At 42.9% G+C, this 15,009-nt stretch carries 6 protein-coding genes and 1 rRNA gene; 6 read left to right on the forward strand and 1 reads right to left on the reverse strand.

Annotated features, from left to right (window positions below; translation table 11 throughout):
* Positions 1 to 9 precede the first annotated feature (9 nt).
* The 5 genes from BUB81_RS21585 to BUB81_RS21605 are packed head-to-tail and all read left to right on the forward strand — an operon-like array spanning position 10 to position 13,581.
* Positions 10 to 8,061, forward strand: coding sequence for an immunoglobulin-like domain-containing protein (locus BUB81_RS21585; RefSeq protein ID WP_073325438.1), 8,052 nt, complete (start codon positions 10 to 12; stop codon positions 8,059 to 8,061).
* Entirely contained in the window at positions 8,058 to 8,795 is a 738-nt protein-coding gene (locus tag BUB81_RS22060) for a hypothetical protein (protein ID WP_139241665.1), read from the forward strand. Before BUB81_RS21585 ends, BUB81_RS22060 begins: the two co-directional genes overlap by 4 nt.
* A complete protein-coding gene (locus BUB81_RS21595; RefSeq protein WP_073325440.1) occupies positions 8,779 to 10,743 on the forward strand; it encodes a tetratricopeptide repeat protein in 1,965 nt (654 codons plus the stop codon). Before BUB81_RS22060 ends, BUB81_RS21595 begins: the two co-directional genes overlap by 17 nt.
* A 13-nt stretch (positions 10,744 to 10,756) precedes the next feature.
* Entirely contained in the window at positions 10,757 to 12,571 is a 1,815-nt protein-coding gene (locus BUB81_RS21600; RefSeq protein WP_073325441.1) for a hypothetical protein, read from the forward strand.
* The gene (locus tag BUB81_RS21605) at positions 12,571 to 13,581 is read left to right on the forward strand and encodes an LPP20 family lipoprotein (protein WP_073325442.1); all 1,011 of its coding nucleotides are present in this window, start codon (positions 12,571 to 12,573) and stop codon (positions 13,579 to 13,581) included. The genes BUB81_RS21600 and BUB81_RS21605 overlap by 1 nt, the downstream gene beginning before the upstream one ends.
* A 29-nt stretch (positions 13,582 to 13,610) precedes the next feature.
* Here BUB81_RS21605 and BUB81_RS21610 read toward each other — a convergent pair whose 3' ends face one another.
* The gene (locus BUB81_RS21610; protein WP_084526796.1) at positions 13,611 to 14,381 is read right to left on the reverse strand and encodes a hypothetical protein; all 771 of its coding nucleotides are present in this window, start codon (positions 14,379 to 14,381) and stop codon (positions 13,611 to 13,613) included.
* 471 nt (positions 14,382 to 14,852) lie between these two features.
* Here BUB81_RS21610 and BUB81_RS21615 point away from each other — a divergent pair.
* A 16S ribosomal RNA gene (locus BUB81_RS21615) occupies positions 14,853 to 15,009 on the forward strand; the annotation flags it as partial.

Consider the following 15,009-nt stretch of genomic DNA (forward strand, 5'->3'; position numbering starts at 1 on the left):
AAGAGTAAGATGGTTAGAAAATCAACCTGGCGTCGCACACTATCAGTCATTGCCGTTAGTTTTATCTTTCTATGTTCAGCAACTACAGCTCATGCTGCGGGAGATAGCTTTGAAACAGCAGAACCCATTTTTTTGCATCAGAGTGTAACTGAAAGCCTGGATGAAAACAGTGCATCACAATTTTATACATTTACCATTGACGAAGCCGCTTCTTACACTTTGTTTACCTCTGGTGATACAGACTCAAGGGCAACACTTTACAATTCAGCCTATCAGGCTATTGCAAGTAATGATCAACAATGTTCGAGTCTGACAACCTGTCAGGATTACCCATTTCAACTGAATTTCGAAATTAGCCATTTTTTGGAAGCGGGAACATATTATTTGGAGGTCAGTTGGGGAGCTTTTGACTGGGGGGGAGAAGCTGGAGAGTATCGACTCATTCTTGACCAGGAACTCGATGTCGCTGTGGACTTTGGGCAAAGTTATTCTGCTGCGATGTCGGGATCGGGAACCGACATTTTTACATTTTCGTTAGATCAAACCACAACATTGTACGTAACAACTTCTGGTGAAGTTGATACTGCGCTGAGCTACGATTTCACCCCTGCAGAAGGGGATGTCAGTTTAGCTGTAACCGTGAATTCAGACTACAGTGGCGAAAACGGTGCTGCAATATTTTCCAGTCAGGCGTTTCCAGCAGGTACTTATATTTTTTACGTTAATAGTGAAAACAATAGTACGGGTTTATATCAGTTCTCTATTAACAACGATATTGAACCAAACGGGATTTCTGTTGGAGAGGACATATATGGTTTTGAAGGCCAAAGTATAGAAGTTCTTGCCGAAATGGTTTCAAGTCACTCTGGTCAGTTTAGATACAACTGGCAAGTCATTGATGGAGACATTTCCCCACAAGACATAGCAATAGATAACCAGAATGGCGAGTATTTGTTGTCAACTGCGCCGGCTCAGACTCTCGACAATTACTACGACATAGTATTTGAAGCTACAGCGACAGATGTCAATACTGGGGAAGTGTTTAGCGATTCATTTGTATTTACTGGCAGGGATAGACCAAACGATTCGGCTCAATATAATGAAGCCATAGGATTGAATAACACATTTTCCTTGTTTTTAAGCTTAGTCGACACAACTGGAACATCCCCAAGGCAATCATTTAGTAGAGATACCGACTACGTACCATTTCAAGTAGACAGCCCTTCACAGATCCGAATTCTGCGCTCACAGGATACGCAAAATAATACTGTCGCATTCGATGTGGTTGATAGTAACGGTGGGTCAATTGACTCTCTTGTTTGTAACCCCGCTTATGAACTTGCTGACTGGGATCGTGAATGTATCGCGAACCTTCCCATCGGCTCGTATTTTCTGAAAGCCTATTTGCCTAGTAGCTCTTCATTCTCAGAGCCAGGTACAAAAGCTGATTTTAGAGTTGAATCGAACGACTTATTGAGTAAACCAGTCAATTTCGACTTAATAGTCGATTTTGAAGAGCGAAGCACTGACGGCGGACAATACTCAACAAGTCAACTTATCATCGAGCCAGATTCGCAGAGTAATAATCCTCCCGGTTTATGCACGGAATATACAGGTAACCCTGAAAGGCTTGACGACCTAAGTGACCATAGTAACCAGCATACTGAGTTAGTTAATTTAGTTGGAGGGTGCCAATACGTTATTACGCATGTTGTTACGGACTATGCAATAAATGGAGAACCATTAGAAACAAACGAATATAACAATTACGTAAGCGCGGATATTTCATCAGACGGTAAAGATGTTTCAATTAGCCTTAATTACTATTCAGATGACATAGTTGTTAGTTCAGATAGCACTAACGTTAGCCTCACCAATACGTCTTCACTTTCTGATATAAATCGAACCATTACGGTCAAGTACGCTGCTACTTTCGGTATTGAAGGAGTTGACATCTTTAGCGATAGTGAATTACCGGTAATTGGCTTTGAGCCTGCAGACGTTTTTGTAAGTATTACTCCAGCCACGTTTAATGGTAGCTCAACTAATGTCAGTGAATATTGCGATAGTTATTCGAGAAGTCGCAGAAAAAGTGCATCTACAAATCCTACAAATTATTCATTCACATTTAATGTGACTGCTGGTTGCGTATATGAAACTAAGTTTTCTGTTGAAGGCAATGATTCGTATGTCAGTAGCCAAACAGCTATTGGTTTATTCGAAGCAAATCTGGTAAATGGCGCGGTAAGAATTTCTGATTCTTCGGATCAATTAACACCGGATAAAGATGAAATAGTTCAATTAGACGTTGATGATTCAACGGGCATTGTTGATATGGGGCTCGTTGGGGTGCTTGGGCCTGGCGCAAAATTTAATCTAACGGTGACTTTGGAAACGGAAAATGGGCCCGCAAATATCCCAACCTCAAACCTAGAATTACTAAAAATTGTTTTGTATGGACCTAAAGGCGAAGTGGTTGAGAGAACCGGCCGATATCTTAATGGAATGACCGGTTTCTTCGATAGACTCGCCATTAAACCTGGGGATTTTAGGTATACGGTTGAGTATGAAGATCCCAGTTACCAGAGATCTGTTTTTAGTAAAACGTTTACGCTTAATAAATCTACAACTATTTACAGCACAGAAGAATATTTCGAATACGCAAATATGCCACCTGTCGCTAGCGCTGGAAATGACACAACCTACGCAGAAGGCGAGTTGGTTATGCTGTCCGGCCAAAGCAGTACTGACTCTGATGGGGCAATCAGTACTTATCAATGGCAACAAATTAGCGGGCCAACAGTTCAGTTGCTTAATAGTTCCTCGGCGACGCCAACTTTCAGTGCCCCTGATGTTAAAACAAATACCGTTTTTACCTTCCAGCTTGTTGTAACAGATGATGAAGGATTAGCATCAGATCCGGCAGAAGTGTCAATAACAGTGACGCCCGTGAATACTTCACCAGTGATTACGATTGTTGGGGGAAATAGTCGCAGTGTGGTTGAGGGCGATACAATTACTCTTGATGCAACAAATAGTAGCGATCCAGATGCCAACAGTGGTGAGAGTCTGTCTTATTATTGGGAAAGTTTGACCCCCGGATTTACCTTAACTTCACAACATTCTGCGACTCAAACTTTCGTCACCGATGATAGCTTCGCTGAAATACAGCTCAAGTTAACGGTCACGGATGCAGACTACGCGCAAACTCAGAATAGTACGGGGCTTGTTGAGGAAACTATAACGATATCCGTTAATCGTAGGCCTGACTTTAGGGAATCATCTATACCTACTTCTATTAACGAAGAAGCTAATTATTCGGCTGTACCTGCTTTTGATGATCTGGACGGGGATACAATTGCAAATATTACTGTGACTGGATTACCAACCTGGTTAAGGTGGGACGATGCTTCCAACACATTAGTAGGCACACCTGATGATAAAGATGTTGGCCTGCATTCAAATATATATATCAGTGCTACTGACAGTGCTGGCACGTCCTCTGAACCGTTTGGGCCAATTACCATTGAAGTGACGTCAATTAATGACACGCCAATAATTAATAATTTGTTGCCTTCTGCGACTGCAACAATCGAACAAATATATTCCTATGACATGTCGGTTGTTGATAATGACAACAATGAACCAGGCAAGACTGTTGAACTGACCTATAACATTGTGAACAAACCATCTTGGGCTACGTTCAGTAATGGCGTGCTAACTGGCACGCCGCAAGTAGAAGATATCGGTATATATGAAGGTATCGAAATAGCCGTTACCGACAATGTTATTGATACGGCGTTGAAAGTAGGACCCTTTGCAATAGAAGTACTAACAGATGGTAAAGACCGAGAAAAACCGGTTATCACAAACGCAAATGAAGAATCCAGGCTAGTGATACCAGCTGATGATGAAAATGGTATAAACCGAAAAAATACAGCGCTATTAGACTACTTCGCCAATATCACAGTGAAAGATAATGTCGATGTCGATATCACGTATCAAATTAACGGCCTCCCTGCCGCAAATGAATCTGAAAATGTGTTTGTTCCTATAGGCATACATACAGTTACGTTAACCGCTTCTGACGAATCTGGAAACGAAGCAGAGGTTGTCACCTTTACTGTAGAAGTGAGCGATCAGGATGCGCCAGTTATTTCGCTCGAAGGAGCTTCATCACTGTCTATTGCTTATGGAGAGAGTTATATCGAACCTGGCTATAAAGCGATGGACAATGTCGACGGTGACATTACTGAACGCGTTGAAGTGACAGGCGAGGTTGGGAGTGAAATTGGTGATTACACGCTCAAATACAATGTTACTGATGAAGCGGGGAATGATGCTGAAGAAGTGCTCCGGACGATCACTATTGTCGACCTTGCCGCGCCTGTCCTTTCTATTCCTCAGGATATTATAGTTGCGGCGGTTGACGCGAAAGGCGCGCCAGCTTCTACTGAATCAATTACAACATTTTTGAATGCGGCCACCGCTACGGATCTGGTAGATGGTGTCGTGGATGTAACTGTTAGTGTGGAAGACGGTGAAGGAAATCGCGCCGAAATTCCAGAAAACTTCCCGTTGGGAGAGACTAACGTTGTCTTTAGTGCTTCAGATTTTGCGACACCTTCTAATACTACAGAGTTAGTTGCAGTGGTGTCGGTTCGAGATTTAACCAAACCTGTCCTGACACTGGTTAATCCAGGTTCAATTACGGTTAGTCTTGGCTCTGAATACATCGACCCTGGCTACAATGCAGTGGACAATGTGGATGGTGATATCACCGCAAAAGTTGTGCTGGAAGGGGCGGTTGATACATCCAGTTTAGCAAATTATCCGATTACCTATACCGTTCAGGATGCGGCTGGCAATACAGCAACCGCTTCACGCATTGTAACTGTTCAGGATATAAATGCTCCTGTGGTTTCAGCACCATCGAATATTGTTGTTGCAGCCGTGGACGCGAGTGGCACGCCGATATCTAATAGTGAAATCGGAGAGTTTCTTGATGCTGCAACTGCGAGTGATGCAGTAGATGGAAGCGTTAATGTGACAAATGATGCGCCAAATGTCTTCCCGCTTGGTAATACAACGGTAACCTTCACTGCAACAGATTCATCAGACTTAACGGGTACAGCTCAAGCTGTTGTCACGGTAGAGGACATGACTCCGCCTAATATTGAACTTTACGGAGATACTGAAGTAAATCTGTTCTTCGGAAGCGATTATGTTGAGCCTGGCTTCAGCGCAACTGACAATGTTGATGGTGATGTAACTGATCGTGTCATAGTGTCAGGAAGTGTTGGTAGTGACTTGGGGCAGTATTCACTCACTTATGCCGTCGTTGATAATGCTGAAAACACGGCAATACCTGTTCACCGTATTGTTAACGTGGTGTTGGGCGATAACGACACAGATAACGATGGCTACACCGACAAAGATGAAAATGACAACGGAACCTCTTATACCGATCCATCTTCAGTTCCCCCTGACTTTGATAAGGACTTTGTCTCTGATCTGAATGATGATGATGATGACAATGATACCGTCCCTGATACGGAAGATGCATTTCCGTTTGACCCTGCAGAGAGCATTGACAGTGATGATGACGGTGTGGGGGACAACAGTGATGCTTACCCATTCGACAATTCGCGTTGGCAAGACACTACGGCACCTGTATTCGGTAATGTGCCAGGGCTGGTTGAATTCGAGGCGTCCGGTGAGTTTACGTCTGTTTCGCTAGTGGAGTTAGAGGTTAGCGACGATGCTGGCGAGGCCGTGGTCGTTGAAGTGAACAATCCGGGACCTTATCCACTAGGCGATACTGAAATACAGTGGACAGCGACAGACGAGTCCGGGAATTCAGCGACGGTTGTACAAACGGTCAGAATAGTAGATACCACACCACCTGAAATAAGCGCTATGGAAAGAGTGGTAATTGATGCCAGAGGCCGGTTGACACAAATCGGGTTGGCGGATATCGGAGCTGAAGTGTACGACGTGGTCGACAGCAATGTTGTCATCTCTCTTACTGATCCGGGAGCACTTAATTCCGGCATTCATAATGTGACTTTGACCGCAGCAGACTTCTCTGGAAATACTGCCAGTCAGAACGTCGAAATCGCTATTGTGCCGTGGGTAACCTTACCACTTTCGGTTTATGGTGAAGCCGGAGCGTCCATAAGTATTCCTGTCCAGTTATCGGGCGAGGCGCCTGACTATCCCGTAACTGTTACGGCTAATTTAACAGGCTTTAACAGTTCGTCAGAATCGGTAACTATTAACACCGGCATGTCCGGAACATTAAGCCTAGTATTGCCAGACGACGTTTCATCGGATGATATGCTATGGGTGGAACTTGCTTCCGCAGAGAATGCTGTTAACAAAGGAAATCTGACACAAGTGCTGGTGGTCGAAGAAAATGTTCCGCCAACGGTAAAAGTGTCAGTTTCACAAGACAATGTCGCAACGCGACATATTGACCCTGAAGGCGGTGAAGTTGTCATTCACGTCGACGTGTCAGACTTAAATATGTCCGATACGCATGAGGTAAATTTCTTCAGTGCTACCTTGGGCGAACTTGGTACTGGCGATTCAATATCAATTGCCGCTAGTGCGCTCACCGCTGGCAGCAATGTGATTGAAGTTTCCGTATTAGAAACGAACACATCCGACACCTTCGTAACCCTGGTAGAAGTAGACGTGTTTAAATTATCCAATGTACCAGTGTTATCTGGCGATATGGATTCGGATGGTGATGGTGTTAGTGATATTGATGAAGGTCTAGCAGATTCCGATGGGGATGGTGTTGCTGATTATTTGGATGATAACAGTGACCCGACTAGTCTGCCTGTTGAAGGGACTAAACAGACTATTGCTGTGGCTCCGGGCTTGTCCTTACAAGTAGGGAGTCTGGCTGCAGCAGTTTCAAATGGTCAGCCAAGTACTGCTTCAGTAGACCTTGAAGAATTACTGGAAATCACACAAAGCGATATTCCAATTGGTTTTGTGCCAATCGAGCCCGTCTTTGATTTTGTTGTTAGTGGTTTGAGTAAGCCAGGCGATACAGTAGTTGTCGTTTTGCCACTGACAACAGCCATTCCCGATGATGCGACCTATCTAAAATATTCCGAGAGTTACGGTTGGTACGCATTTGTAGACGATGGTGTAAATACCATTATGAGTGCAGGTTTCGATCCAGATGGTAATTGTCCGGTGGCAGCCTCACCTGATTATAAACCTGGCCTTACATCTGGTGATACGTGTATACGACTGACAATTCAGGACGGTGGTATCTATGATACCGACGAGCATCTAAATGGCCGAGTCGCTGATCCTGGTGCGATTGCCAGTATTCGTAGCAATACGGCACCGGTTATTTCTCTGGACGGTGAGCTAACCCGTCCTGAAAGAGAAACCGTACAGCTGGATGCCTCTGCGTCATCAGATGCTGATGGTGATCCGCTTACGTTTGCTTGGACGCAACTATCAGGACAAAGTGTCATCCTACAAAATCCAGATGAAAGTATTGCATCGTTTGTGGCGCCTGACGTGACGGCAACTGAAACACTTGTGTTTCAGGTCGAAGTAAGTGACGGCATCGCAACTGAGAGTAAAAGTATTTCGATATTCGTTGAGAATGTGAATAGGGCGCCAACTGTTTCGGCCAGTACTTCGGTCTCATTAGCGGAGTCTGGATCCACAACGGTTAGTGCGACGGCAACGGATCCTGATGGTGACCCCCTTACATATAATTGGGAACAGGTAAGTGGACCTTCTCTGACGCTAAGTAATGAAAACAGTCCGACTGTCACTATCGTTGCCCCAGAGGTTGATTCAAATTCAACGGCTTCTATAAAGCTAACTGTGTCAGATGGTGCTTTGTCAGAAGAGATCACTGTGACAATAACGATCACCAACACAACGAATCCAATTAATCGCCCTCCGGAGAAAAAATCGTCAGGTTCGATGAGCTTGCAGTGGTTGATGTTATTAGTTGCAATGGTTCTGTGGCGCTGCTATTCAAGATATCGTCTGCTTTGCACAGCAGCCAAGCATAAATGACAAAGCCTAATTTACGTAGTGAGCAGTGCATAACGAGACACTGTTCACTACGAACAAAAAAAAGACTCTGTGCATATCATTGCCTTTGGTTTTTGTGCGGTCTAATTCTTCTTGTACCTCAAAGCCTTGCTAATGGTTATTGGACGTTCACACATTCTCCCCCTTCGTTTCAACGAAATAGTGAGATACTCGATATATCGGATTATCGCCATGAACTGACGAGTTTTTGTTGTGAGCGACTTGCTAGACTATTTCCAGAGTTGCCAGTAAATCGCGATGAGAGTCGGCGTATTGTATTCAACACGAATGCATCCTATTTTTATTTTGTGGCAGACTGTGAAATTCGGTTTTGTAATCAATTTGTCAGTCGCTTTGTTGAATCTCTTAAAAAGGCATTACCTGTCAGGTTTGTGGATGGCAAGTCCTATGCGTCAGGCGCCTTAACCGAACAAATACTTTGCGAGGGCGCATTAAAGGATTGCTCGGGTTCTGAACAATTATCTTCAGATGAGTTTTCAGAATTACCCTTCGAGCTCTATATCTCGATGTTTAATGTTCAGCAATCACCAGCTGGATTAGAAGTTGTAGTGGCAATCGGCAATGTATTAGAGGGGTTTCATATTGTTGATGTGTTTGATTCCGAGCGTATATCGCGACGCATGATCAATCGAAATGCAGATAGATTAGCCGATAAAATAGTATATGTGAGTAATGTCCATGCGGTCTCTGATTAATCTGATTATAGTCGTTTTACTTTCTGCTTGCGCTTCAACGTCATCCGATTCAGGAAATGAAGAGCAATTTGCTGATTACGGTAAATGTGGTGTGTTGAATGGCAGTTTTGTTGGTGAGTGGTTTGATTACTACAAACGCGCCTTAACCTATATGGATTGTGAGAAATGGCCGGAAGCGGAGGCTGATCTTAAGCAAGCATTACAGGTAAGGGATATTGATAAGCGAAGGGTGTATACATCGGGTATGCACTTGCTAAAGAATTACTTTCCGAATCGAGAGCTTGGTATTACGTTGTTACGGCAAGGGCGGGCTGAGCAGGCACTTAAATATTTTGAAAAGTCTTATAAGCAATTTCCCACAGCGAAGAATCGCTATTTTTGGATAGAAGCATTACGTAGCCAGAGTTCGATATTTAACGACGTTAATGCGCCGCAGATACAATTGCAAAAAAATACCGACAGTGCTTGGGAATTAAGTATTAGTGATGCAACCTATATAGATTTCATAGAGGTTGCTGGGCAACGGTTTCCTTTGTTGGCGAGTCGTGTTGTCGATGATGAATCAGTCGGTTATATCCCCCTGGAGCCTGAACAACAAATAACCGTTGATAAGTCTGCACTGGCTGGAACTGGAGTGGATATCGTTGCTGTTGATGTGTTTGGTCAAAAACGTGTCTTCAACACAGAGGCTGACGTGGACAAAGTTGCACCGCATATTAAGATTCGCGGAGGGGCTCTGAATGGTCAAACATTGTCTGCTACTATTGAAGTTTTTGATGAGTCAGGAATTGCTTCAATTACATGGGGCAACACGCAGATGGTAGCCGAAGAACTAGCACTGTTACCTACTAGTCAATTGAACTCATCTGAAGATTGGGTGCTGAAAAGCGAGTTATCTATTACTACGACCAGTCCAGGAACAGACGTCATTGTTACAGATAATTTGGGTAATAAACGCCTTTACAAGTTGACTGAAAATAAGATTTTCAACAACAGCGGCATTAGTGTCTATTATTCTGATATGCCGAGTGTAACTCAAGACGCGTATGTCTTGTTTGAAGCTGAGGTAACCGCGGGTAATAGCATTCAGACACTGAAGTTAAATAATCAAACAATCCCAACTACCGGGGAAATAACTTCAACGTTATCGCAATTGGTGCCACTTTCATTGGGCAGCAATATTATCGCGCTTACAGTTAAAGACGGGACAGGACAACAACATACTGAAACAGTGACGGTTCAGCGAAAATTACCCCCGGAATTTAAATTGGATGAACGCTTAAGATTAGCGCTGCTCCCTTTTGATTGTAGTAAACAGGTGTCCTCTGTGTGTTTGTCTAGCAACAAGGGGTTTAAATATTTATATGATGCGTTCGAAGATAGAGGCAGATTCCAATTAACCAGCCGCAATTTACTGGAGAAAGCGTTAATTGAGTCGCCCTATTGCGATTTTGCGTCATCATCAGATTGTTTAAGCTACCTTGCTGATAAATTCGGTATCGATGAAGCACAACAAATCCGACTTACACAGCAATCGATTAATGAAGGAAGCACCGCTCAGGCTTTGCTGGTGGTTGATATTGATCGACGTCCTATGCCTTCCAAACAATTAGACAGTGTTGATATTGCCATTAAGGTTATTCAGGCAAATAGCGGTGAAATGCTAATCACTTTCTCTAACTACGAAGAATTGCCTGAGGGGGAAATCACTAACATAGAGGCAATAGCAAGTAAAATACACAGTTTTTTTCCGGTCTTTCAACTGCCTGTTTTGCAAGGGCGACAGGTCAAAGTAGAGACATTTTCACTATGGAAAAACATGCCCTTGATTGGTAAAGATGATTCGGTATGTTACTTAGGAAAGGTAGAGTCATCTTCAAGTAACCAGGGATGGCAATATTCGACACCTCGTATGACATGTGACATCAAACAATTAATGACATTGTGATAAGGATATCTGAATGAAAATTGCCATTTACGTGTTTCTTTTTTCACTGTGTATTATTTCTGAGCCTGTGAAGGCCAAAATACTCACTGCAGAGGGACGTGGTGTTTCTGAAGCTATTGCCAAAGCGAATGCCTACAGGCTGTTAAGTGAGCAGGTAGCAGTGTCTATCGAATCCGCCTTTTCATCTGTTTCCACATTAAATGGTAAGCGCTATGGAGAAAGCTATTTCGATAAAACCCTTGTAAGTAGCAGTGCACAATTTGCTGAAGTACATTACGAAACCATGTCTTCTGAGCCTGAGTTTTTAGTCAGGATATCAGTTAATACCACTACCAATATTAAGCTAAATGAAAGTAGGCTGGACTCTTTAACACTGCAGTTGGATTCCTTATTAAGTCAGGCCAGTGACATTAATGTTCTCAGGCAATTAATGGGTATCGCTCAGCAGTATCAGCAGATCTACGAACAACAGGCGTTATTGTACCAAATTGCCGGGGAAACCTTTGAAAGGCCTAGTGCGCTAATACAGAAAACAAACGCATTGAATCAGAAATTCCAGATGCTTGATGAGGCGATCCAGCTTAATGCAACTGCTGTCGTTGTAAATGGCGAATCCAAAGACGATGCTATTAATCGGGCACTTAAGTTGCTCTCGCAACAACTCGGTGTCGAGGTATTAGTATCTACAGAGAGCAGTGATACATTGATTGGTGATAAGTTCGTTTCTGAATTCAGTGATCTTTCTTCAATCCGAAATAACACGTTTTTGCTAGGCGTCACAATTAATGAAGTAAAAGTGGGTGAAGACGTAGAAATCACAGCGTCCATCGAGCCTCGAAAAGTATTACCGATTTATACCGAAAAACTCACTGAGTTCATTAAATATGGCAGGCGTCTGTTTACGTATCCTGTTCCAGTCTCTCAGTTAATAGAAAGGCATAATGAACTCAACGGTATGAAAGCGCTCGTGGATACAGCGGTGGGGCTTGCAGCATTTAGTGGAATTAATTCTCTTCTGTCTGAACAGGACAGAGTCATTTTGGATGTGTGGCAGGATATTATTCGCCAGAGCGCAGCATATTGGCGCAATCATCAATTCGAAGATTTAACGTTATTAAGCGAATTTGTTCGTTTTGACATTACAGGTGACCAAAATATAGATATATGTCCTATTGCTTCTCAGCCACAGTATATTGAGTATGAAGAGTTCACGAAACTTCTTGTACCTGTTGATTCAGTTGCGAAGAGTGGTAAGAAGATAGTCTGGTTTGTGACTCGAGAAAATGATGCGAATTATCTCACTATCAGGCAGATTGAAAATGCAAAGATGAGAGAGCATAAAATACAGATCTCTGACTCGCTTATAAAGACGACTTCTGTTAGTTCTTCGCCTGATCATCGTCTGCTCGTTAACATAGAATTACAGAGCACAGAAAATAGTACATACGGTGAAGAGTTCTTTTATGCCGACTTGCAAAATTACATACAAGGAATCAAGGTAACAGAGATTGTATACGAGCATGAATGCTTGCCTGTAAGTTCATTGAGCGACTCACAGCTACAGCAAATATACAATGTTAACCACGCATTGTTACTTAGCATTTATCCACAAATAGATGTCTTTGCTATTCCAAATAGTAATGTTTCACACACTTATGCTATGACGGAACTGCACTGGCAACTTAAAGCTTTGCAAACAGGTCAGAGCCAAACTTTTACTACAGAAGGTAAAAAATTTCCGGCAGTCGATCATGAATCTTCCATTAAGGAAGCTTTTATTAATGGGGTTAATAAAGCACAAAAACGCTTATCTCAGGTATTAAACTAATGAGAGAACGAATAGCTGCACTTATTCTTTGCCTATTTTACGGAACCGTGTATGCGGAAGATGTACTGTTAAAACAAGGGGCCGGTGCGGTCAACTGGACGACCGGGATAGTAACTGCGACTGGTGTTACTGAAATCCCTGATAGCTTAATCAACAATGCTTCAGCCAAAAGGGCGCTAACGAATAAAGCAAAATTGATGGCGTATAGAAATCTGGCAGAGATGGTGGCAGGTATCAGAATTACTTCTACTACGACGGTAGAGAATATGATGCTAACCAGTGATTCTGTAACAGCAAAGGTTGATGCCCTCATTCGCGGTGCCAAAATAATTAATACAGAAGATAACGGTGATTTGATTTCGGTTACGCTTGCTTTTGATACTAACACTGGGTTTGTTCAGGCAATACTGCCTGAAGAGTATACTTTGGCGATCCCGAACCGGCGACTAGAAAATAATAGAGCGTTTATGTCGGCGATGTGGTCAAAGCTCAATGGAATAACGTTTTGGCCGCAAGTTTATGCTGACGAAGTGGATTCAATGGCCACCATTAATACCGTCGAAGAACTTATGTATGCGAAGAGGTTGTACAGTTGGCTGTTAAAGTACGACAAGGATCTTGCGTCAGCATTATTGAAGAATATTGAAACATTCGAAAAACAAAATTTATTCACAGGTATACTGATTGACGCCCGGGATATTACAGACTTTGAACTGGCTGTCATTCCAACTATTCGAAATTTAAAGGGTGAAAAAATATATCCGGGAGAGATCTACAGCTTTAGCAATGGAAGAATGAAACGACCTGTTTCTTATGACTTCAGCATGAAAGATGCTTGGAAAAACAAACGAATTGCAGCCCACCCGCTTGAAATAAAAGCTTTGCACACATACGAAAACCGAAAATCAGATTTAGTTATTTCTAATGCAGCTGCTGAGCTACTTATAAGTAACGAACATATAAAAGAGGTGGTCAAGAGAGCTTCAGTCATGGTAGTCATTGCTAACTAAGCTCACGTTAGCAAATATACCCAATATGTTTACTTAGGTGCGACTGCTTCTTTAACGTCATCCTCGTGAGCTCCGCCATTCAAGGCATACTCTTTTAGCTTTTCGCTTTCGACACCGGCTTGGTGAGCCGTTTCCAGAATTTTTCGAACTTGCTCACGTTGGCCGGCAGACTCTCTTACCGCAGTGGTTACCACATCTTCTGCCTTTTCTGGGAAGATTGCCAATAAAGCATTTACCACATACTCACCAACCACCGGTACTGCCTGTATAGCTGAGGTAAGAATATCAACAAGTTCGTTTGGGTGTTCTTCTGTCAGGGTTTGAACAATAGTGTCTGCCGAATCAGGTTCAGTAAGCACTGCCACTCTAACAATGTCTTTTAATTCATCTGGGCTTGAATCAGCTGCAGCGCCAACAACGAAATCAACGTAACTAGGGTCAGCCTCTATAGCCAGTTGTACTATATTAGGGCAAGAACTTACTTCTTTATCAATTGCGATCTGCACTATTTTAGAGGTGGCAGTGGGTTGAGCGGAAATAGCGGCATGGATAATCTCACGATAATCATCGGGGTACATATCCAACGCAACTGACACAATAGTTTCGGCTTCTTGCGGGTAATGGCTGGTAATAGAGCGCACTGCACGTCCAACAGACATACTTTGGCTTACCTGACGTTTAATAAAGCCTTGCAGTACTTTGTTTTCTGTTTCTACAGCAGCGTTATTTTCGATCGCCAGAGCGTTGTTACCAGTGAACAACATAAGAGTACCCAGGATACAGCCGCAACTACGTTTCATGATCCAACCTTACTTCATGGTGTATTTGAACTTAACAGTTAGCTAAATTTTGAGCTAAAAATGTAAGTAAAGTTCAATATTATTCGATAAAACTAGCGTATTGATTACAAAGTATCCACTTAAACTCAAAAACACAAGAAATTTAAGGTATGGGTGTTGACCTTTAATTATAAATCTCTACAATGCGCCCCACTTCGAGAGGGAACGCCGACAGGCACTAAAGACAAGCTTTTAAGCGAGTCATTAAATCACTCCGAAGCGCTTTAAACACCCTGAGAAATTAATTCAAAAAAGGTGTTGACTAACAAAGCGAACAGCGTATTATACGCATCCCGCTTCGGCAGGTTCTAAAAGAACGCTGAAGCAGCAAACAAGTGAGTTTGCACTGTTCTTTAACAATTTATAACAAGACAATCTGTGTGGGCACTCATTAAGAGTGTCAACAACGACAATTCAAAATTTCGATATATTTAATTGAAGAGTTTGATCATGGCTCAGATTGAACGCTGGCGGCAGGCCTAACACATGCAAGTCGAACGGTAGCAGGAAGTGCTTGCACTTCGCTGACGAGTGGCGGACGGGTGAGTAATGCTTGGGAACTTGCCTTTAGGTGGGGGATAACAGTTGG

This window comes from Marisediminitalea aggregata, assembly GCF_900129565.1.
Taxonomy (GTDB): domain Bacteria; phylum Pseudomonadota; class Gammaproteobacteria; order Enterobacterales; family Alteromonadaceae; genus Alteromonas; species Alteromonas aggregata.

Excerpts from the sequence above, each read along its gene's own strand:
- BUB81_RS21605 (WP_073325442.1), top strand. The coding sequence starts at position 12,571 with ATGAGAGAACGAATAGCTGCACTTATTCTTTGCCTATTTTACGGAACC.
- BUB81_RS21595 (WP_073325440.1), top strand. The coding sequence starts at position 8,779 with ATGCGGTCTCTGATTAATCTGATTATAGTCGTTTTACTTTCTGCTTGC.
- BUB81_RS21585 (WP_073325438.1), top strand. The coding sequence starts at position 10 with ATGGTTAGAAAATCAACCTGGCGTCGCACACTATCAGTCATTGCCGTT.
- BUB81_RS21600 (WP_073325441.1), top strand. The coding sequence starts at position 10,757 with ATGAAAATTGCCATTTACGTGTTTCTTTTTTCACTGTGTATTATTTCT.
- BUB81_RS21610 (WP_084526796.1), bottom strand. The coding sequence starts at position 14,381 with ATGAAACGTAGTTGCGGCTGTATCCTGGGTACTCTTATGTTGTTCACT.
- BUB81_RS22060 (WP_139241665.1), top strand. The coding sequence starts at position 8,058 with ATGACAAAGCCTAATTTACGTAGTGAGCAGTGCATAACGAGACACTGT.